23 protein-coding genes and 4 tRNA genes are annotated in these 19,813 nt (G+C 61.9%); 7 read left to right on the forward strand and 20 right to left on the reverse strand.

All coding sequences use genetic code 11. The features are described 5' to 3' along the window. Nucleotide 1: 1 nt before the first annotated feature. The 15 genes from rplL to HD842_RS11355 all read right to left on the reverse strand — a co-directional run bounded on the left by rplL (nucleotide 2) and on the right by HD842_RS11355 (nucleotide 11,111). The gene (gene rplL, locus HD842_RS11285) at nucleotides 2-376 is read right to left on the reverse strand and encodes a 50S ribosomal protein L7/L12 (protein ID WP_183554434.1); all 375 of its coding nucleotides are present in this window, start codon (nucleotides 374-376) and stop codon (nucleotides 2-4) included. 60 nt (nucleotides 377-436) lie between these two features. Next, the gene (gene rplJ / locus HD842_RS11290) at nucleotides 437-973 is read right to left on the reverse strand and encodes a 50S ribosomal protein L10 (RefSeq protein WP_183554436.1); all 537 of its coding nucleotides are present in this window, start codon (nucleotides 971-973) and stop codon (nucleotides 437-439) included. 308 nt (nucleotides 974-1,281) lie between these two features. Further along, nucleotides 1,282-1,980 (reverse strand): 50S ribosomal protein L1, encoded by a 699-nt coding sequence (gene rplA, locus HD842_RS11295; RefSeq protein WP_183554438.1) that lies wholly within the window; start codon nucleotides 1,978-1,980, stop codon nucleotides 1,282-1,284. Next, nucleotides 1,980-2,411: a 50S ribosomal protein L11 gene (gene rplK / locus HD842_RS11300; protein WP_137172442.1), complete on the reverse strand. Its 432-nt coding sequence runs from the start codon at nucleotides 2,409-2,411 to the stop codon at nucleotides 1,980-1,982. Before rplK ends, rplA begins: the two co-directional genes overlap by 1 nt. A 113-nt stretch (nucleotides 2,412-2,524) precedes the next feature. Beyond that, a complete protein-coding gene (gene nusG / locus HD842_RS11305; protein WP_221290462.1) occupies nucleotides 2,525-3,196 on the reverse strand; it encodes a transcription termination/antitermination protein NusG in 672 nt (223 codons plus the stop codon). A gap of 2 nt (nucleotides 3,197-3,198) precedes the next feature. Next, nucleotides 3,199-3,585 (reverse strand): preprotein translocase subunit SecE, encoded by a 387-nt coding sequence (gene secE / locus HD842_RS11310; protein ID WP_183554440.1) that lies wholly within the window; start codon nucleotides 3,583-3,585, stop codon nucleotides 3,199-3,201. Between the two features lie 36 nt (nucleotides 3,586-3,621). After that, nucleotides 3,622-3,697: transfer RNA gene (locus HD842_RS11315), tRNA-Trp, on the reverse strand. A gap of 102 nt (nucleotides 3,698-3,799) precedes the next feature. Further along, nucleotides 3,800-4,993 carry an elongation factor Tu gene (tuf, locus tag HD842_RS11320; protein ID WP_183554297.1) on the reverse strand — a complete coding sequence of 398 codons (1,194 nt, stop codon included), beginning with the start codon at nucleotides 4,991-4,993 and terminating at the stop codon, nucleotides 3,800-3,802. Between the two features lie 86 nt (nucleotides 4,994-5,079). After that, a tRNA-Thr gene (locus HD842_RS11325) sits at nucleotides 5,080-5,154 on the reverse strand. A 39-nt stretch (nucleotides 5,155-5,193) separates the two neighbouring features. Continuing rightward, a tRNA-Gly gene (locus HD842_RS11330) sits at nucleotides 5,194-5,267 on the reverse strand. Between the two features lie 36 nt (nucleotides 5,268-5,303). Then, nucleotides 5,304-5,388: transfer RNA gene (locus HD842_RS11335), tRNA-Tyr, on the reverse strand. Between the two features lie 168 nt (nucleotides 5,389-5,556). Beyond that, nucleotides 5,557-7,092, reverse strand: coding sequence for an HDOD domain-containing protein (locus HD842_RS11340; protein WP_183554442.1), 1,536 nt, complete (start codon nucleotides 7,090-7,092; stop codon nucleotides 5,557-5,559). Between the two features lie 2 nt (nucleotides 7,093-7,094). Next, nucleotides 7,095-8,747 carry a response regulator gene (locus tag HD842_RS11345; RefSeq protein ID WP_183554444.1) on the reverse strand — a complete coding sequence of 551 codons (1,653 nt, stop codon included), beginning with the start codon at nucleotides 8,745-8,747 and terminating at the stop codon, nucleotides 7,095-7,097. 146 nt (nucleotides 8,748-8,893) lie between these two features. Next, on the reverse strand, nucleotides 8,894-9,829 hold the full coding sequence (locus HD842_RS11350; protein ID WP_183554446.1) for a J domain-containing protein: 936 nt from the start codon (nucleotides 9,827-9,829) through the stop codon (nucleotides 8,894-8,896). 133 nt (nucleotides 9,830-9,962) lie between these two features. Beyond that, nucleotides 9,963-11,111 (reverse strand): class I SAM-dependent methyltransferase, encoded by a 1,149-nt coding sequence (locus tag HD842_RS11355; protein WP_183554449.1) that lies wholly within the window; start codon nucleotides 11,109-11,111, stop codon nucleotides 9,963-9,965. 66 nt (nucleotides 11,112-11,177) lie between these two features. On the opposite strand from HD842_RS11355, the gene HD842_RS11360 reads away from it, so the two are divergent. Genes HD842_RS11360 through ttcA form a run of 3 tightly spaced genes read left to right on the forward strand, consistent with a single transcriptional unit; the run spans nucleotide 11,178 to nucleotide 13,365 of the window. Beyond that, complete coding sequence (locus HD842_RS11360) at nucleotides 11,178-12,014, forward strand: SDR family oxidoreductase (protein WP_183554451.1); 837 nt, start codon at nucleotides 11,178-11,180, stop codon at nucleotides 12,012-12,014. A gap of 2 nt (nucleotides 12,015-12,016) precedes the next feature. Next, a complete protein-coding gene (locus tag HD842_RS11365; protein WP_183554452.1) occupies nucleotides 12,017-12,415 on the forward strand; it encodes a dihydroneopterin aldolase in 399 nt (132 codons plus the stop codon). After that, complete coding sequence (ttcA, locus tag HD842_RS11370; RefSeq protein WP_183554455.1) at nucleotides 12,412-13,365, forward strand: tRNA 2-thiocytidine(32) synthetase TtcA; 954 nt, start codon at nucleotides 12,412-12,414, stop codon at nucleotides 13,363-13,365. The genes HD842_RS11365 and ttcA overlap by 4 nt, the downstream gene beginning before the upstream one ends. 14 nt (nucleotides 13,366-13,379) lie before the next feature. Here the strand turns inward: ttcA and HD842_RS11375 are convergent, their stop codons facing one another. The 3 genes from HD842_RS11375 to HD842_RS11385 form a co-directional block, all read right to left on the reverse strand. Beyond that, a complete protein-coding gene (locus HD842_RS11375; protein ID WP_183554457.1) occupies nucleotides 13,380-14,066 on the reverse strand; it encodes a hypothetical protein in 687 nt (228 codons plus the stop codon). A 106-nt stretch (nucleotides 14,067-14,172) separates the two neighbouring features. Then, nucleotides 14,173-14,601, reverse strand: coding sequence for a DoxX family protein (locus HD842_RS11380; protein ID WP_183554459.1), 429 nt, complete (start codon nucleotides 14,599-14,601; stop codon nucleotides 14,173-14,175). A 35-nt stretch (nucleotides 14,602-14,636) separates the two neighbouring features. Next, nucleotides 14,637-15,419 (reverse strand): DODA-type extradiol aromatic ring-opening family dioxygenase, encoded by a 783-nt coding sequence (locus HD842_RS11385; protein WP_183554461.1) that lies wholly within the window; start codon nucleotides 15,417-15,419, stop codon nucleotides 14,637-14,639. Between the two features lie 122 nt (nucleotides 15,420-15,541). Here HD842_RS11385 and HD842_RS11390 point away from each other — a divergent pair, with 122 nt between their 5' ends. Further along, nucleotides 15,542-16,405 carry a LysR family transcriptional regulator gene (locus HD842_RS11390; RefSeq protein WP_229424723.1) on the forward strand — a complete coding sequence of 288 codons (864 nt, stop codon included), beginning with the start codon at nucleotides 15,542-15,544 and terminating at the stop codon, nucleotides 16,403-16,405. A 19-nt stretch (nucleotides 16,406-16,424) separates the two neighbouring features. Here the strand turns inward: HD842_RS11390 and HD842_RS11395 are convergent, their stop codons facing one another. Continuing rightward, a complete protein-coding gene (locus HD842_RS11395) occupies nucleotides 16,425-17,531 on the reverse strand; it encodes an S-(hydroxymethyl)glutathione dehydrogenase/class III alcohol dehydrogenase (protein ID WP_183554464.1) in 1,107 nt (368 codons plus the stop codon). A gap of 103 nt (nucleotides 17,532-17,634) precedes the next feature. Between HD842_RS11395 and HD842_RS11400 the strand changes: the two genes are divergently transcribed. Continuing rightward, complete coding sequence (locus HD842_RS11400) at nucleotides 17,635-18,699, forward strand: GlxA family transcriptional regulator (protein ID WP_370660825.1); 1,065 nt, start codon at nucleotides 17,635-17,637, stop codon at nucleotides 18,697-18,699. Between the two features lie 49 nt (nucleotides 18,700-18,748). Then, complete coding sequence (locus HD842_RS11405) at nucleotides 18,749-19,270, forward strand: SixA phosphatase family protein (protein ID WP_183554467.1); 522 nt, start codon at nucleotides 18,749-18,751, stop codon at nucleotides 19,268-19,270. A 16-nt stretch (nucleotides 19,271-19,286) separates the two neighbouring features. On the opposite strand, the gene HD842_RS24280 is transcribed toward HD842_RS11405, so the two are convergent. Further along, complete coding sequence (locus HD842_RS24280) at nucleotides 19,287-19,415, reverse strand: hypothetical protein (RefSeq protein ID WP_267875172.1); 129 nt, start codon at nucleotides 19,413-19,415, stop codon at nucleotides 19,287-19,289. A gap of 257 nt (nucleotides 19,416-19,672) precedes the next feature. On the opposite strand from HD842_RS24280, the gene pqqA reads away from it, so the two are divergent. Next, nucleotides 19,673-19,747 carry a pyrroloquinoline quinone precursor peptide PqqA gene (gene pqqA, locus HD842_RS24465; RefSeq protein WP_183555285.1) on the forward strand — a complete coding sequence of 25 codons (75 nt, stop codon included), beginning with the start codon at nucleotides 19,673-19,675 and terminating at the stop codon, nucleotides 19,745-19,747. The last annotated feature ends 66 nt before the right edge of the window (nucleotides 19,748-19,813 follow it).

A 19,813-nucleotide genomic window follows, 5' to 3' on the forward strand; every position in this document is an offset into this window, starting at 1 on the left:
ATTACTTCAGTTCAGCCTTGGCGCCTGCATCTTCCAGCTTCTTCTTGGCGGCTTCAGCTTCTGCTTTTGGCAGGGCTTCTTTGACCGTCTTAGGAGCGCCGTCGACGACGTCTTTGGCTTCTTTCAGGCCCAGACCGGTGATTTCACGGACTGCCTTGATGACGCCGACTTTGTTCGCGCCGATTTCGGTCAGAACAACGTTGAACTCGGTCTGCTCTTCAGCAGCAGCGGCGCCAGCGCCACCACCGGCTGCAGGAGCTGCCATTGCAGCTGCCGACACGCCGAACTTCTCTTCGAATGCCTTGACCAGTTCGTTCAGGTCCATGACGGACATTTCGCTCACTGCGTTCAGGATATCGTCTTTGCTAATTGCCATTTGAAACTCCAGTTTTGATTTGTATGTAGTTCAGGTTGGTACTTGAAAAAAAAGGGAAGCTTACGCTTCTGCAGGAGCTTCTTCTGCGGCCGGAGCTGCTTCGGAAGAACCTTCGCCTTTTTTCGCTGCCAGGGCAGCCAGACCACGTGCAAAGCCCGACACCGGAGCCAACATAACGCCCAACAGCTGCGAGATGAGAACTTCACGGGATGGGATGCTTGCCAACGAGGTAACGCCAGCTACGTCGAGCTGCTTACCTGCGTAGTTACCGGCTTTGATGACCAGCTTGTCGTTGGTTTTAGCGAAGTCATTGATGACTTTAGCTGCTGCAACGGCATCGTCCGAGATCGAATAGATCAGCGGACCGGTCATGGAATCAGCCAGCGAGGCAAACTGCGTGCCCTCGACAGAGCGACGAGCCAGCGTGTTCTTCAGAACACGCAGGTACACGCCCTGGGCACGTGCGGATGCACGGAGCTTGGTCAAGTGACTAACCTGGATGCCACGGTACTCGGCGACGACGATGGTTTGCGCAGATGCTACTTTTGCGGAAACTTCTTCGACGACGGCCTTTTTGTCATTCAGATTAAGACCCACGGTCAATCTCCTTAAATGATGAGAACGAGATGTTCACATCGGTTCGAACACACGGCGTCCGAAGTTAAGAAGCCTTAAACTGAGCGGATGAATTCACGCAGCTGGACTACAAAACTTGTTCGGGTACACCATCTGCGTTGGGTTGTCTTTTAACCGCATGCCCAACCTCTGCACTTGGCCCAACGGTCTTTGATTGTCTGCCGCAGCGATCAGTTACTGCGACAGCCCAAAGATATGCCCTACGATAAACTGTAGGGGCTTGAATTAGGTCCCCGCCAAGGCGCCCGGCGAGGGCGGGGATGACGTTCTTAAGCAGCAGCGATCGAAGCGTGATCGATGCGCACGCCAGCCCCCATCGTCGACGACAGGGCGACCTTGCGCAGGTACACACCTTTCGACGTGGTTGGCTTGGCTTTGTTCAGGGCGTCGATCAGGGCAACCAGGTTGCTCTTCAGATCTTCGTCGGTGAACGATGCACGGCCGATCGTTGCGTGAACGATACCTGCCTTGTCGGTACGGTACTGGACCTGACCGGCTTTGGCGTTCTTGACGGCGGTTGCGACGTCTGGGGTCACGGTGCCGACTTTCGGGTTAGGCATCAGGCCACGTGGGCCCAGGATCTGACCCAGGGTACCGACGATACGCATGGTGTCTGGCGACGCGATGACGATATCGAAAGGCATGTCGCCGGCTTTGACGCGCTCGGCCAGGTCTTCCATACCGACGATGTCGGCACCGGCTGCACGTGCAGCTTCAGCCTTCTCGCCCGTTGCGAACACAGCAACGCGCACGGTCTTGCCGGTGCCTGCTGGCAGCACGACCGAACCGCGAACCACCTGGTCCGACTTCTTTGGGTCCACGCCCAGTTGCACCGAGACGTCGATCGACTCGTTGAACTTGGCAGTGGCGAATTCTTTAACCAGCGACAGACCGTTGTCGAAGGCGTAGACTTTATTGCGGTCTACTTTAGCTTTGATAGCTTTGACGCGTTTGGACAGCTTAGCCATTACAGACCCTCCACCGTGATGCCCATCGAACGTGCCGAGCCAGCGATGATACGCACTGCTGCGTCCATGTCGGCGGCGGTCAGGTCCGGCTGCTTGGTTTTTGCGATTTCTTCAGCTTGAGCGCGGGTCAGCGATGCAACCTTGTCGGTATGCGGCTTGGCCGAACCCTTGGTGATGCCAGCGGCTTTCTTGATCAGGTACGTTGCCGGTGGGGTCTTCATCACGAAGGTGAACGACTTGTCGGCGAACGCGGTGATCACGACCGGGATTGGCATGCCTGGCTCGACACCCTGGGTCTGGGCGTTGAACGCCTTGCAGAATTCCATGATGTTCAGACCGCGCTGACCCAGTGCTGGACCGATCGGTGGGGATGGGTTTGCTTTACCAGCTGGAACTTGCAGCTTGATAAAGCCAATGATTTTCTTTGCCATGAAAGGCTCCTATCTTTGACTTGAGTAGTAGCGCCCCACCGCGACTACTCGTCTCCGGCGGGGCTCCTCTTACCGGATTCCGCCTACCTGCTGCGACGCTCCGATTATGGCGTTTAGACTTTCTCGACTTGCCCGAACTCCAGTTCGACTGGAGTCGCGCGGCCGAAGATGGTAACAGAAACTCGCACCTTCGACTTTTCGTAATTGACTTCTTCGACGTTGCCGTTGAAATCGGTGAACGGGCCTTCCTTGATACGGACCTGTTCGCCCACTTCGTAGAGCGTCTTTGGCCGAGGCTTCTCGACACCTTCCTGGACCTGCTGCATGATCTTGTCGATCTCGCGCGCCGGGATTGGGGTCGGCTTGTTCGACTTGCCGCCGATGAAACCGGTGACTTTGCTGGTGTTCTTCACCAGGTGCCAGGTTTCGTCGGTCATTTCCATCTCAACCAGCACATAACCCGGGAAGAAGCGGCGCTCGGTAACGGCCTTGGTGCCGTTGCGCATCTCGACAACTTCCTCGGTTGGCACCAGGATCTGGCCAAACTGTTCTTGCATGCCGCCGCGTTCGATTCGCTCGGTCAGGGCGCGCATCACGCTCTTTTCCATACCCGAGTAGACGTGAACGACGTACCAGCGCTTGTTGCTGACCGGGACACTCACGGGTGCAGCTGCTTCTGGTGCTGCTTCCTGCTCTGGAACGCCTTCTTCCGGAGCGCCGGCCGCCGGAGCGCCGGCCGCCGGAATCTCTTCCGGCGCGGTATCTTCTTGTACGTTTTCGCTCATGTTTATTTCCAACCCAGGACAAAGTCGTACAACAGGAGCTCGAGAATCTTGTCGGTGCCCCACAGGAAAATCGCCATCACAACCACAAAGGCAAACACGATGCCGGTGATCTGCAAGGCTTCGCGGCGGGTCGGCCAAACGACCTTCTTGGTCTCGCGCACCGATTCCTTGGCAAAGCTCAGGAAATCACGGCCAGTGGTGGAAGTCCACAAAAGCAGGACAGCAAAAACTAAACCAGCCAAAAGGGCGCCTGCGGCGACCAAGGCTGGTTTGTTCTGGCCTGTCAGGTAAAAGAACCCGACGACGCCTGCAATCGCTGCAACCACCGCCAGCGCGACCTTGAACTTGTCATTCGAGGTGCTGACAGTTTGCACGGATTGATTAGACATTCTTCTTTACTTTCGGTGCCTGGCACCAGAATTCGGTGGCAGGGGCGGAGGGAATCGAACCCGCGACCTTCGGTTTTGGAGACCGACGCTCTGCCAATTGAGCTACACCCCTACGAAAACTTCCAGCTGAATCCAACATTATACAGCAAGCGCGCGCTCACTGACAATGCTGTTCGAGGGAAACGGAAATGACTTCCGTTTCCCTCTGCTCTGCTTAGTTAGGCAGAATCTTTGCGACCACGCCGGCGCCGACAGTACGGCCGCCTTCACGGATTGCGAAACGCAGACCTTCTTCCATCGCGATCGGGTTGATCAGCTTGACGGTGATCGACACGTTGTCGCCTGGCATGACCATTTCTTTGTCTGCTGGCAGCTCGATCGAACCGGTCACGTCAGTCGTACGGAAGTAGAACTGTGGACGATAGTTGTTGAAGAACGGGGTGTGACGGCCGCCTTCATCTTTCGACAGAACGTAGATCTCGCCGGTGAAGTGGTTGTGCGGCTTGATCGAACCTGGCTTTGCCAGGACCTGACCACGCTGGACATCTTCACGCTTGGTACCGCGCAGCAGCAGGCCGACGTTGTCGCCAGCTTGACCCTGGTCCAGCAGCTTGCGGAACATTTCCACGCCGGTGCAAGTGGTCTTGACGGTGTCGATGATACCGACGATTTCGATTTCTTCGCCGACTTTGACGACGCCGCGCTCGACACGACCGGTCACAACGGTACCGCGACCCGAGATGGAGAACACGTCTTCCACTGGCATCAGGAACGCACCGTCAACAGCGCGCTCTGGCGTTGGGATGTAGGTGTCGAGGGCTTCAGCCAGACGGGTGATGCATTCTTCACCCATTTCGCCCGGCTTGCCTTCGAGGGCCATACGTGCCGAACCCTTGATGATTGGGACGTCGTCGCCTGGGAACTCGTACTTCGACAGAAGCTCACGAACTTCCATTTCGACCAGTTCCAGCAGTTCTGCGTCGTCGACCAGGTCGCACTTGTTCAGGAACACGATGATGTATGGAACGCCAACTTGACGGGCCAGCAGGATGTGCTCGCGGGTCTGTGGCATTGGGCCGTCAGCGGCCGAGCACACCAGGATCGCGCCGTCCATCTGCGCAGCACCGGTAATCATGTTCTTGATGTAGTCGGCGTGGCCTGGGCAGTCAACGTGAGCGTAGTGACGGTTTTCGGTCTCGTACTCGACGTGCGCGGTGTTGATGGTGATGCCGCGTGCTTTTTCTTCTGGTGCCGCGTCGATCTGGTCGTAGGCCTTGGCTTCGCCGCCGAATTTCTTCGACAGGACGGTCGCGATTGCAGCCGTCAGCGTGGTTTTGCCGTGGTCAACGTGACCGATGGTGCCGACGTTTACGTGCGGCTTGGTCCGTTCGAATTTACCTTTTGCCATTTCAGACTCCTAAGATCTAACGATATTTTTGAGAATTACCAGGCACACCTGACGGACGAGTGCAACGCGACTGCCGTACAAAATTCTGGTGCCCTTGACGTGGATTGAACACGTGGCCTCTCCCTTACCAAGGGAGTGCTCTACCACTGAGCTACAAGGGCTGATTTGGTGCGATGTTCAACTTGCACACCGCAAAACACTGGAGCGGGTGAAGGGAATCGAACCCTCGTCGTAAGCTTGGAAGGCTTCTGCTCTACCATTGAGCTACACCCGCGAGGTACAACTTCAATTCGACTTCACGATCTTCTTTTGGTGGTGGGGGCTGGATTCGAACCAGCGTACTCAGAGAGGGCAGATTTACAGTCTGCTGCCTTTAACCACTCGGCCACCCCACCGCGAAGAACCGCAGAGTATGAAGCAAGCTCAACGTACTGTCAATCAGGTTTGGGTAGAAGGTTTTTCCACTTCGCCTGACAGCGTTGCTTCGGGGCGTGATTGTAACGGTCCGACTCTAAAGCCGCAAGGGTCATTTTGCGCGGCGTGAAAAAAACTTGGTTTGTTCGTCAAGCCGGCGCCAGTGCGGCCAGCACTTGCGCCTTGAGCGCCTTGATCAGCGCCGTCTCGTCCGGCGGCACGCCTTCGGGCGCCGTGAAGATGCGGTCCGCGTAGAACAGCCCCAGCTGCGCCTTGCCCACCACCAGCGGCAGCACGATGAAACTCTCGGCGTCCGGCAGCAGCGTCTTGTACCAGGCCGGCAGCAGGTCGCGGATCTTGGGGCTGAAGGCGTCCGGGATCATCATGTCGGCATTGTTTTCCAGCGCCAGGTGGAACAGGTCGCGTGTGAATGCGCAAGGGAACGTGAAGCCGGCCTGCAGCTCGGCCTTGTTCTCCCCCAGCGAAGCACGTGCCCGGAAGGTGCCGGTCCGGCCGTCGCGCAGGCAGATGGTGGCGAAGCGAAAGCCCAGCGCGCCGTACAGCGTTTCGAGCACCGCCATGATGACGTCGTTGGCGCTCGTGGCAGAGCCCCCCAGCACGGAGACATCCTGCACACCCGCCAGCAGCAGGTCGCGCGCATTCTTCGGCTTGCCACTGGGGTAGTACTCGCCTTCATCGGCTTCACCCGCGTCGAGCATTGCCAGCGCCAGCACGTTCGGCAGGCTGCTGCCGGCCTTCGGGTCGGTCTTGGGGGCGCGTTCCATGTTCATGCTCTGCAGCATGCCGTTCATGCTTTCCTGGACGGTGTCGAACAGCGCTGCCAGCCCCGGCATGTCGAGCCCGAGCGCCACGCCGTAGCGCGCCAGCAGTGCCTCGGCGTCGGGCGCATTGGCCGGATCGTGGTGATGGCCCATCAGGCGCGCCACGTCCTGGCTGAACGCGGCCACCTGGCGCATCCATTCGGCGCGCTCTGGTGCCACTGCGAGCGTGCCAGGCGGGGGCGAGGCCTGGGCTTCGATGATCAGCTCAGGCAATTGCCACTCGCGCAGCACGGCCTCGGACAGGGTCTCGAAGGTGCAGCCCAGGATCAGGCGCGACGCTTGCGCGTGGGTGTGCTTGCCGGTGGCGACCAGAGCGGCGATCTCGCGGTAGCGCTCCGGCTCGTGGCTGGCCAGCAGCATTGGCCCCAAGTTCTTGAACAGCGCACAGATCCCTGCTTCTTCTGCGCCCGGATGGGGGCTGCGGTGCGCCATTTCCTGGCCCACCAGGCTGGCGCACAGCGCCGCCTGGAGTTCGACCCGCACGCCGTGCTCGGCCACGTCGAGCGCGTCGACCAGCAGCATCGCCAGGGCGGCGGCGCGCACATTGTCAAAACCGAGCAGGGAAATGGCGCGCGAGATCGTCGTCACCGGCGCCCCCAGCTGCGTGCGGTACGCCACCGTGTTCGACAGGCGCAGGATGCGCTGGGTCAGCGCCACATCCGCCATCACGTAATACGCGAGGTCGGCCGAGCCTTCGTCGACGCTGTAGCCCATGCCGATCACGCGCGTCATGGTGCCGCCAAGACTGAACATGCGCTCGGTGCCGCTCAGCTTGCGCATCAGCGCATCGCGCACCCGGCCCGACGTAGGGTGGCTCTGGGCGCCGTGAGGAAGGTCGGCCATCGTCAGCCTGCTTTGGGCGGCGGCATGCGCAGCCCCTGGCGCACGCCCTGATCGTGCTGCTTGAGCACTTGCTGGAACAGCGCGGCCAGCGCCGGCAGCTTGGGATTGAGCGGGTCGAGCTTGCGTACATTGCCGATCAGGGTCGGGACCTGGCCACCGAGCCGCTCGTCCCAGCCGCCTGCTTCCAGGCAGCGTAGCACTGCCAGCGTGGCATTGAACGCCACCGACGGGTTGTTCGGCAGCTTGTGCGCCGCCTCTAACATCAGCGTGACCGCGCCCCGGTAATCGCCGCTCTTGGCGCGCGCGGCGCCGCTGGCGACCAGGTCGACCACGTGCTGGCGGCTTTCCTTGACCATCGAGCGGGCCAGCTCGCCCTTGCCTGCGCTTTCCATAACGCCCACCGCGCGCGCCATCACGGCCTCGTCGCCGGCATTGCGCATCACGTCGCGCACGACCGAGCAGGCGCCCTCTTCCATGTCATGGTCGAGGCACGTGCGCGCGAGCTCGAGCTTGATGTCGACCGACACGCCCGGCGCATCCTGGCAGGCCGCCACTGCCGTGGTCAATGCTTCGCCCAGGCGCACGTCGTTGCCGGTGTACTCGTGCACCAGGGCTGATGCGACCGCGCTGCACAGCGCCGTCGTGGCGCGCCCGCCCATCGTGCGGTCGAGATCGCGCACCACGGCCGCCGCGCCCACCGGATCGCCCTTGCCTACCAGCGTGCGCACCAGCTTGACGTGGTCTTCGGGATCGCGAAACTCGGAATACTTGGCCTTGCCCACCACCTGGCGCAGCGATTTTTCGGCGGTGTCGATGTCGCCTGCGTCGAAGGCGATGTCGGCCAGCGTGCGCAGGCGCCGCACCGCGTGGGGCGAGACGGCGACGGCGTCGGCAAGCACGGCCTGCGCCTTGTCGAGCTCGCCAGCCGCGGCGTGGGTGCGCGCCAGCCAGTCGAAGGCGTCAACGAAATTGCGGTTGGTATCGACCAGCTCTTCGAGGATGTCCTTGGCCTCGGCCAGACGCTTGCGCACGAACAGCGTCTTGGCCAGCCCCAGCCGGGCCCAGGCAATCGCCTTGATCTCGACCAGGTGCCGATAGATCGGCTCGGCCAGCTCGGCCTGCCCCAGAAACATGTGCAGCTCGGCGCGCAGGCGCAAGAAGTCGATGGCATAGCGCGTGTGCAGGCGCTGGCCCTCGATGCAGGCAGCAAGCGCCTCCACCTGGTCGCCCGCCTCCATCAGCGTGTACACGGGCAGGAACGCATTGCGCTTGTCGAGCGCGCGCCCGATGCGTTCGAGCAGGCGGTCGGCGGTGAACGGCTTGAGGACGTAGTCGGTCGGGGCGAGCTCGGCCGCGCTGACCACCTTGCTGTGGTTGCCTTCTGCGGTGACCATGAAGAACATCGTGGCCAGGCGCATCAGCTTGTGGTGGCGCAGGTCTTCCAGCAACTGCTGGCCATCCTGGCCGCCTTCGAGGTCGTATTCGCACAGGACGAGGTCGAACTGGCGCAGGCCCAGGTGCTTGATCGCCTGGTTGGACGTGCTGGCGTGCTCGATCCGGGTCAGGCCGCACAGCGTGAGCATGCTGTGGATGCTGGCGCGCATCCCTGCGTGGGGCTCGATGATCAGGGCCGTCAGGCCTTCCAGTTCGTTCATTGTGGTCCGTATTGGCCTGCGTTGGGCATGGGGCGGCTGCATGGGCACGCAGTATCGACCCAGTATATTACGGCGCAGAACGAATTAAATGAAATTGGCATGATGCGCTGTGCCGCAGGCAGGCACGGCGCATAAAAAACGACAGCTTACGGAGCGGGCTGGCGGCTGTCGCACTCACCCTTGCCGGCGCCGACGACGACGTTCTGGTAATGCACCTCGTACTTGCCGGGCGTCAGCCTGTCGAGCGTGAAGGTGGCACGCGGCTGCACGAAGGCGTGGCGCACGTTCGCGCGGCGCTCCAGGTCGTACAGCTTGACGAACACCGGCGATGCGTTCGCGCTATTGTTGATCGTCACCTGCATCCCGGCGCCCTCATTGCCCACCGGGTAGCCCGGCAGATAGGCCGACTCGGCCGGCCACGGCTCGCCGCCTGGCGCCGTCAGGGTTTGCAGGTCGGTGCTGCAATCGGGCACGCGGTCGGGCACTACCAGCTGGGCGATGCCGAGCGTGCGAATGGCGGGCGTACCGCGGCCGGCCCAGGAGTCCGGCGCGGGCGCGGGCTCGGCCGGTGCAGTTACCGGCGTCGCTGCGGCCGGCGGCGTGCTGGCCAGCACGCTCACGGGCTTCTGCACGCCGCTCCAGGCCAGCGCGTCGGGCATCATGCCCGGTTGCTGGAAGAGCAGCACGGCAGTGGCGGCGCCAGCCACGAAACAGGTAACCAGGCCCAGCCACCAGCGCGGATCGCGCATCAGGCGCGCGCGGCGCGGCTTGTGCGCTGACGGGGCGTCACCCGCGTCACCGCCCTTGCGCAGCTGGCCGTCCTTGGCGTTCGAGCTTTCCAGCCACTCGACTTCCCATTCTTCGGACGCGATCCACTCGTCATGTTCCTTGCGGCGCACCGGATCGGCCAGGACGTTGTAGGCCGAATTGACGACCGCCATGATGCGGGCGGCTTTTTCATCGCCCGGATTCTTGTCGGGATGGTATTTCTGGCTCAGCGCCTTGTACGAAGCACGAATGACTTCCTGGGGCGCGTGACGCGACACCTTCAGGTTGTCATAGTGTGTGTGAATCTTGGCCATGGTGTGTCAAATCTGCCCGCTGATGCCTGCCATTGATGCTACGTCCTCGGCCGAGGCGGATGGCCGGACCCTGGCGCTGGAATGTCGTACAGCTTAGACGCAATTGTGTCCGTTGTGCAAGATATCACAATTATCACAGGCGATGACTGCGGTCAGCCTGGACGAGTGCATCGGGCAATGTTACAGCCTGCCCGACCACCAGCACCTTGAATAATTCGCCCATTTCCGCTGGTGAGACGAGCTTTTGCACGGCGCGCGACTGCGGCAGGAAGCGCAGCGCATCCTCGGGGTTGTTTTCAAGCAACAACTCACCGATCCCGGCGCCGATCAGGAACGCAGCCTGGCTCATGTAGGCCAACACCGGCAGGCCGGCATCCTGGGCCGCCAGCGCCATCGCCGTGAAATCGACGTGGGCGGTGATGTCCTGCAGGCCCGGCAGATAGAACGGATCGGGATGCGCGTGGTGGCGGTAGTGGCACATCAGCGTGCCGCCGATGCGCTGGTCGAGGTAGTACTCGTGGGCTGGAAAGCCATAGTCGAACAGGATTGCCGCGCCGCAGCCGCCCGCGAACATCGCCGCCAGCGAGCCCATGAAGCCGGCGCCGACCGGGTGCAGCTCGGTGACATAGCCTTCGATCATCTCTTCATGGTCGGGCACCTGGCGCACCAGTTGCTCGTGCAGGGCCGCGTCGAGCGGCGCCTGAACAAAGGCGAATGCACCGTCCTCGATCGTGACCATCTGGCGGCGCCAGCCATCCCGGGTGCGGATCACCAGCTCGACCGGCATCGCATCGAGCACTTCATTGGCCAGCACCACGCCGCTGAAGTGCGCGGGTATCGCGTCCTGCCAGCGCACTTGCGGCAGATCGGCCAGGTTGGCCTGCTGGCGTGCGCGCAGCTCGCCCGACAATTCGATGATCGTGTACGAGTTGACGACCACGCCCTGGCGCGCCAGTGCAGCCAGCACGTCGCGCGCCAGGCGGCCGGTGCCGGCGCCGAACTCGATGATGTCGGGCGCGCTTTGGGCGATAATAGCGGCTGCCACACGCGCCACCGTTGCCCCGAACAGCGGCGTCATCTCGGGCGCGGTGATGAAATCGCCCTCGGCGCCGAGCTTGGCGGCGCCGCCGCTGTAATACCCGAGGCGCGGGGCGTACAGCGCCAGTTCCATGAACCGCGAAAACGCGATCTGCCCACCGGATTGTTCGATCTCGTCAGCGATGCGCTGTTGCAGGGCGTGGGACGCGGCGAGGGCGTCGTGGTCGGGGGCGGGCAGGGACATGCCGGCATTGTAGCCAGATTCGCTTTTATCAACAATTTACTGCCTGATGTTCAGGCTTGATCACCCATGATGACCGACACAGCTCCAACCGCCCTGCCCCGGGTCGCGCTGGTGACCGGCGCCGGGCGCCGCCTCGGACGCGCCATTGCGCTGGGCCTGGCCCGGGCCGGCTGGGATCTCGCGCTGCATTACCGCCACTCCGAACAGGATGCGATCGCCACGCGCGACGCCATCCTGGCGCTGGGCCGGCGCGCCGTGCTGCTGCAGTGCGACCTGGCCGACGATGCGGCCGTACGCCTGCTGGCGGGCCGCGCCATCGACGCGCTCGGCGCGTTGACGTGCATCGTCAACAACGCGTCGTTGTTCGAATACGACAGCGCCACCGATTTTTCGCCAGCGCTGTTGAACGCGCATATCGCCGCGAATGTCACAGCGCCAGTGCTGCTGGCGCAGGCGCTGCATGCGGCCACGCCGCAGGGCGAGCAAGCCGTGGTCATCAACCTGCTCGACCAGAAACTGTACAATCTCAACCCGGATTTTCTGTCGTACACCTTGTCCAAGGCGGCGCTGCACGCGGCCACGACGATGCTGGCGCAAGCGCTGGCGCCGACCGTGCGCGTGGTGGGCGTGGCGCCCGGCATCACGCTGGTCTCGGGCGAGCAGAGCGAGGAAGGTTTCACGCAGGCGCACCGCGCCACGCCGCTGGGGCGCTCCTCGACGCCGCAAGATATTGCCGACGCGGTCGTCTACGCAGCGGGCGCCCGCGCGCTGACGGGCACGACCCTGCTGGTCGATGGCGGCCAGCACCTGACGCCATCGACGCGCGACGTCATGTTCCTGACCGAACCACGCAACGACGACCCCAACAACCGCAGCACCGAATCATCTATCCAAAAGGCTTAACCATGTTGTCCGCCCTGTCCCACCCGAGCTTGCGCAATTGCCGCCGGCTGTTCCTGCGCAATTACGAAGTGATGATCAATATCGGCGTGCACGATTTCGAAAAGAAGGGCGAGCAACGTGTGCTGATCAATGTTGAGCTGTACATTCCGCTCGAGATGTCGACGCCGAAGGCCGACCAATTGGCTGAAGTGGTCGACTACGACTTCATGCGCGAGACGGTCGCCCAGCGCATTTCGAAGGGCCATATCCACCTGCAAGAAACACTGTGCGACGACATGGTCCAGGCCATGCTGGCCCATCCGCGCGTGCGCGCGGCGGGCGTGTCGACGATGAAACCCGACGTGTATGCCGACTGCGAAGGCGTCGGTGTCGAAGTATTCCGTATCAAGGACGAAGCATGAACGAAACCGTTATCGAGCGCCTGACCGAGGCGGACTTCCCGCTGGGCGAGGCTGCCCCCGTGATCGACACCAAGAAGCAGGAAAAGATCGCCCACGAAAACCACAAGCTGCACAAGCGCCTGTGCCGCCAGGTCGGCCAGGCCATCGGCGACTTCAACATGATCGAAGACGGCGACAAGGTGATGGTATGCCTGTCGGGCGGCAAGGACAGCTACGCGCTGCTGGACATCCTCCTGACGCTGCGCGAGCGCGCACCGATCCACTTCGACATCGTCGCAGTCAACCTCGACCAGAAGCAGCCGAACTTCCCGGCCGACATCCTGCCGGCCTACCTGGACAAGCTCGGCGTGGACTACCACATCGAAAACCAGGACACCTACAGCATCGTCAAGCGCCTGATCCCGGAAGGCAAGACCACCTGCTCGCTGTGTTCCAGGCTGCGGCGCGGCATCCTGTACCGCGTCGCCGATGAGCTGGGCTGCAACAAGATCGCGCTGGGCCACCACCGCGACGACATCCTCGAAACCTTCTTCCTGAACATGTTCTTCGGCGGGAAGCTGAAAGGCATGCCGGCCAAGCTGGTGTCGGACGATGGCAAGCACATGGTGATCCGCCCGATGGCGTATGTGAAAGAGGCTGATACCGAGCGCTATGCTGAGGTAAAAGGCTTCCCGATCATCCCGTGCGACCTGTGCGGCTCGCAAGAGAACCTGCAGCGCAAGCAGATCAAAAACATGCTGCGCGAGTGGGAGAAAAAACATCCAGGGCGCGTGGAAAGCATCTTCTCGTCACTGTCGACCGTGGTGCCATCGCATCTGATGGACCGTAACCTGTTCGGTTTCGCGGACCTGAAGACGGATGGCGTGGCCAATCCGCTGGGGGATATCGCGTTTGATGAGGAGCCGTGTTCGACGCCGGTGGCGGGGACGATTTCGTTAACGCAGCTTTGACTTTCTTTTCGTGGTTACATCACGAACGGATTGTCATCGGGGCCGTAGCAACGAATTGACACCGTGCCGTCATTGGTTGTCTTCAGACGCACCAGCTCTGGGCGGCGACAATATGTCTTCAGCGTCTTGACGGCGAATTCACGCTTGATCGTGCCGTCGGTGCCAAGTACGAATCCACGTCCACCGATGAATTCACGGACGTGGCAATCGGCGTCGGAGCAATAGGCGACGCAGTCCTTGCAGGCAAACGCGCCTTCTTTGGCGAATGCCTCACACTGGTCGAACTGTGCCGGCACGAGGATGTGGAATTGCGGTGATTGAAAATAACCGCATTTTTCCACACGCTTACCAGAACCATCCATGTTGACGACCGAGAAGCGGCCCAGGCCACGATACGCACTCGGATAGTCAAAATCGCCCGTATGGCGAATATTGGGAATCACGACGTTGCCGTAACGATCGACAGCAATCACTTCTCTTGGAATGTCAGGGGAATCGTCAATGCTGATCGTTGCCATACCATAGGCATTGATTCTCACCCGGTCAATGAATGCGCTTTTGATACGCCGGTGATCGTTCTCGCCTTCGAAGCACTGCACTGACCATGGATTTCCCGTGTTGGTGGGAGGACAAAGGTCAGCTGCCGACGCGACTGGGGCAAGAACAACCAACAGAAAAGCCACCATCAGGGTCGCCATCATTTTCACTCCCAAGGTTTGAACGACATCATCCAGCAACGATAACGTTCTCAGCGCCACAGAAAATGCGTTGATTCTCACCTCGGGAGCACGCGCTGGCCAAATCCGCTCAGTTCAGGCGCCCATTGACACCACCGATGCTGTAACGCCCCGCACCCAGCAGCGCGACTGCCACTGCAGCAAAGAAGAACATCCCCTGCAATTCCAGCGCCCAGCCGCCGGTCTCGTTGAGCGTGAAGAACTGGCTCGTGTGCGCCAGCAGCACGGCGACGATCATGTTGATGGCCACGATCAGTGCGGCAGGACGCGTGAACAGGCCGACCAGGATGAGCAGCGGTGCGACGACTTCGCCGATGTACACCCCGTAGCCAAACACCGCGGGCAAGCCGGCTTTGGCCAGCATGTCGGCAACAAAACCAATGCCGCCGCTCAGTTTGGCAACGCCGTGGAACAGCAGCATCGCGGCCAGGGCGACGCGCAGCACCAGCTTGCCGGCGTCGTTGTTGTTGGTATTCAGTTGCGTGGTCGTGGTGTGCATGATCGTTCTTTCGTAAATGAAAACAAGGTAAATGATTAATTGAACGCGTAGGCATCCATGGCCAGCACGCCATGTTCGACACTCGTGTGCAGCACGGACGCTCTGGCATCGGGCCCGGCCGCGCCCATTGCCACGAACAGCGGCAGCAGATGTTCTTCGGTCGGATGGTTTTTTGCAGCCATTGGTGCCAGCTTGCGGTAGTCCAGCAGGGCGGCGCGGTCATTCGCCATCAGCCGCTCGCGCATCCAGGTGCCAAAGTCGCTGACCCAGGCTGGCGGCGGCGCATCGGCGCTGTGCCCGCGGATTTCATACAGGTTGTGCGTCAGCGATCCCGAGCCGATCACCAGCACGCCCTCCTGGCGCAAGGCCTGCAGCGCCAGGCCGAGTTGCTGATGCAGCGCGGGTGCGGCGCCATGCACGATCGAAATCTGCATTACCGGCACGTCGGCGGCCGGATACATCAGGCTGAGCGGCACCCATGCGCCATGGTCCAGGCCCCGTGTCGCGCTGCGCCCGACCGGGATGCCGGCCGCTTGAAACAGCGCCGCCGCGCGTTCGGCAGCGGCAGGCGCACCCGGCGCCGGATAGCGCATGTCGAACAGCGCCTGCGGGAAGCCACCAAAGTCGTGAATCGTTTCCGGCTGGGTGGCCAGCGAGACGGCCGGGCCGCCAGCGGTTTCCCAGTGCGCCGAGACGACGGCAATCGCGCTCGGCCGTGGCAATGTCTGGCCCAGGCCCTGCAGGAAGCGGCGTGCCGGGCTATCCTGCAGCGCAAGCATCGGCGAGCCGTGTGAGACAAAGATTGTGGGCAAGTTCATCGTGCACCTCGTTAAGTGATGCGTCCATGGTACCCATGTCCCTGACGTTGATAAAGCAGGGGAACGTGGTTAGACTGTTTCCATTTGATTGACAATCTCGCCCAATGGACTTGCTCGGCTCGATGAAAACCTACGTTGCCGTGGTCGACAGCGGCAGCTTCGCTGCTGCGGCGCTCCGGCTGGACGTGTCACGCGCCATGGTCTCCAAGCAGGTGCAAAAGCTCGAGGAACACCTCGGCACGCGGCTATTGAACCGCACCACCCGGCGCCTGAGCCTGACGGAAACCGGCCGCGCCTTCCACGAGCGCAGCGTGCAGATTCTGGGGGATGTGAACGAGGCCGAGCAGATTGCCGGCCAGATGACGACGCTGCCGCGCGGCGTGCTGCGCGTGACGATTCCGCTGTCCTACGCCCAGCACCGCCTGGGCAGCATCATCGGTGCGTACACCCAGGCCTACCCGCAGGTGCAGCTCGATATTGCGCTGTCCGACCGCAAGGTCGATCTGGTCGAGGAAGGCTTCGATGTGGCGATCCGGATCGGCGCCCTGCCCCAGTCGGACCTGATCGCGCGCAAGCTGGGCGTCGCGCGCAGTATCGTGTGCGCCTCGCCCGCCTATCTGGCCGCGCACGGTACGCCGCAGACGCCGCACGACCTGAGCCAGCATACGTGCCTGAGCTACTCATTGAGCGGGGGCGGCGCCGACTGGCGCCTGGAATCCGCAGGCGAACATCTCACCGTGCCGGTGAATGGCCCCATCAGGGCCGACAATGGCGACATGATCCGCCTGGCGGCGCTCGCCGGGGCCGGCATTGTGTTCCAGCCGCACTTTATCGTGGGCGAGGATCTGGCGGCCGGGCGGCTGGTGCAGGTGCTGCCCGGCTGGGAGTCAGCCGAGCTGGGCATTCATGCGCTCTATCCAAGCCGCAAGCATTTGTCGGCCAAGGTGCGCACCTTCGTCGACTTCGTCGTGGCCGCGCTGGCCTGAACCGCCGCGGCCGACAGCATCAGTACAGCACCACCGAGCGGATCGATTCGCCGCTCTTCATCAGGTCGAACCCTTCATTGATGCGTTCGAGCGGCAGGCGGTGCGTGATCAGGTCGTCGATATTGAGCTTGCCTTCCATATACCAGTCGACGATCTTCGGCACATCGGTACGGCCACGCGCACCGCCAAAGGCCGAACCGCGCCATTCACGGCCCGTCACCAGCTGGAATGGCCGGGTCGCGATTTCTTCGCCAGCCGCTGCCACGCCGATGATGAACGATTTGCCCCAGCCCTTGTGCGTGCATTCCAGCGCCTGGCGCATCGTGTTGACGTTGCCAACGCACTCGAAACTGTAGTCGGCGCCGCCATCGGTGATCTGCACGATCGCATCGACGACATTCTCGACTTCTTTTGGATTGATGAAATGGGTCATGCCGAACTTGCGCGCCATATCCTGGCGCGCCGGGTTGATATCGACACCGATGATCTTGTCCGCGCCCACCATTTTCGCCGCCTGAATGACGTTCAGGCCGATGCCGCCCAGGCCGAACACGACCACGTTGGCGCCGGCTTCGACCTTGGCCGAAAACAGCACCGCGCCCACGCCGGTCGTCACGCCGCAACCGATGTAGCAGACCTTGTCGAACGGGGCATCTTCACGGATTTTCGCCAGCGCGATTTCCGGCACCACGATGTAGTTCGAGAACGTCGACGTGCCCATATAGTGAAACAGCGGCTTGCCATCGAGCGAAAAGCGGCTGGTCGCGTCCGGCATCAGGCCGCGGCCCTGCGTGCTGCGGATCGCCTGGCAAAGATTCGTCTTTTGCGACAGGCAGAATTTGCACTGGCGGCATTCCGGCGTGTAGAGCGGGATGACGTGATCGTCTTTCTTCAAGCTCGTCACGCCAGGGCCCACATCGACCACGATGCCCGCGCCTTCATGGCCCAGGATCGCCGGGAACAGGCCTTCCGGATCGGCGCCGGACAGCGTGTAGTAATCGGTATGACAAATGCCGGTCGCTTTCAGTTCAATCAGTACTTCGCCCTCGCGCGGGCCTTCCAGGTCGACTTCTTCGATGGTCAATGGCGCGCCGGCGCGCCAGGCAATGGCTGCTTTGGTTTTCATGGTGATGGTCTCTGGCTGAATAAAAATGGAATGCCGCCATTCTGCAGGCGCGGGCCTGGCCACCGGCGCCACTAGGCCGGAAATGGCAGGATTTGGTGCAATAATGACCGGATCTTCGCCACTGACCGCCCTGCCGATGCCTTCTGCGCCACCTCTGGACACCATCACCGTCGACATCGTCGTCTACCCCGGCTTCAAGGCAATGGAAGCGATCGGCCCCATGTCGGTGTTCGAATACGCGAACCTGCACCTGGCACGGCAAGGCAAGGCGGCCGGCTACGATGTGCGCGTGGCGTCTTTCAAGACCGGGCCGATCCGCTCGGACACCCTGATGTCGCTCGAAGCCACCAAGGTGGTCAACACGCTGGCCCTGCCCCACACCGCGATGGTGGTCGGTGCGCGCCACATCCAGGCGGCGCTGGTCGAAAGCGCCGCCCTGATCGACTGGATCCGCGACGCCGCCCCTCGCCTCGAACGCCTGAGCGCCCTGTGCTCGGGCGCGTTCTTCCTGGCCGCCGCCGGCGTGCTCGACGGCAAACGCGCCACCACGCACTGGGGCGTGGCCGATCGCCTGCACGCCGATTTCCCGGCCATCGACATCGATGCCGATGCCATCTTCATCCGCTCCGGCAATGTGTGGACCTCGGCCGGCGTCACGGCCGGCATGGACCTGGCCCTCGCGCTGGTGGAACAGGACTTCGGGCGTGCGCTGGCGCTGGACGTGGCCACCGAGATGGTCGTGTACCTTAAGCGCCCGGGCGGCCAGTCGCAGTTCAGCGCGCACCTGCTCAGTGAGCGCACAGCGAAACCGACGATCCGCGAGCTGCAAGCCTGGATACTGGAGAATCTGCACGAGCGCCTGTCGGTCGCCCAGCTGGCGGACAAAGCGATGATGAGCGAGCGCCATGTCGCCCGCGTATTCCAGCAAGAGGTGGGCATGAGCACGCAGGAATTCATTGAAACCTGCCGCTTCGAGCGCGCTACCCAATTGCTGGCCGATGTAGCGCTGCCACTGAAGACGGTCGCGGCGCGTGCCTGCTTCAGCGACGAGGCGCAGATGCGCCGGGTGTTCCTGAAAAAGCTGGGGATTGCGCCGAAAGTGTATCGCGAACGCTTCGCCACGACGGGTGTCGCGGCCGGCCGCGCCGCCAACGCGCACGACAATTAATCACCCCGTGCTACGCTGCTTTTATCCAAATCCATGCTGAAAGACCGCGATGCGCTTTCCTCTACCACCCTCACGCTTGTTGGGGCATCTGGCACTGGCCGCCGCCCTGCTCGCGCCCTGCGCCGCCATGGCTGAGCCCGACATGATCTACCTCGTGCGCCACGGCGAAAAAGCCGCCGACGGCAACGACCCATCGCTCACGCCGCAAGGCCGCCAACGTGCGCAGAATATCGCAACGATGCTGCACCGCGCAGGCATCCAGGCCATCTTCAGCAGCGCCACCGTCCGCACGCTCGAGACCGCGAAACCACTGTCCGCATCACTTAGCCTGCCTGTGCAGCAATACGACGCAGGCAGGCCAGAGGCGCTGGTCGCCAAGGTCAAGGCGCTGCAAGGGCCGGTGCTGGTGGTGGGGCACTCCAATACCCTGCCGGAACTGGTGCGGCTGTTCGGCGGTGCGCCAGGGACCGAGATTGGGGACAATGAATTTGACCGCGTATATCAGCTGGTCAATGGCGCCGATGGCAAAGTGACGACCGTGCTGTTGACGTCGTTGCCGGCGACGCCGTAGAAGCGGCGTACTGCAGCTACTGTAGCTGTTCTTTCTTCTGCTGCTTCACGACGAAAAGCGCCATGGCTGCAGAAGCCAGAAGCAATACAACGCTGGCTGCGTCGACGTCCACGCGTACACGCACATCTACTTTAACGTCTTTCATCTTCACCTCACAAAGTTGTTGTTGTGATCACAGAGCTGACGAAATCATAACCCAGCCCGGGCAAACCTTGCGTTCGGGCGAGGCACTGACGCATCCAACCCATTCTGATGCACTTGCTGCCTGCGTCGTACATACCCCCGCACGGCAGCGCCCGCCGTCGTGCAGAATCGACAAGATTGCGTCACAATCAGATGTCGTCGCGTAGCCGACGACCATCACTCGCAACATACCATCATGCATTCACTAGGAGGCTTACCATGCGCTGGGAAACACCTGAAGCAATTGATTTCCGTTGGGGTTTTGAAATCACCATGTACGTGCTGAACCGTTGATGTTTAATTCCGGCAGGTACCGATGAACGATTTTGTCATCGTTACCTGCCACTCCGGTTATCAGCG

Origin of the sequence: Massilia aurea (genome assembly GCF_014200505.1) — a bacterium.
GTDB lineage: Bacteria > Pseudomonadota > Gammaproteobacteria > Burkholderiales > Burkholderiaceae_D > Telluria > Telluria aurea_B.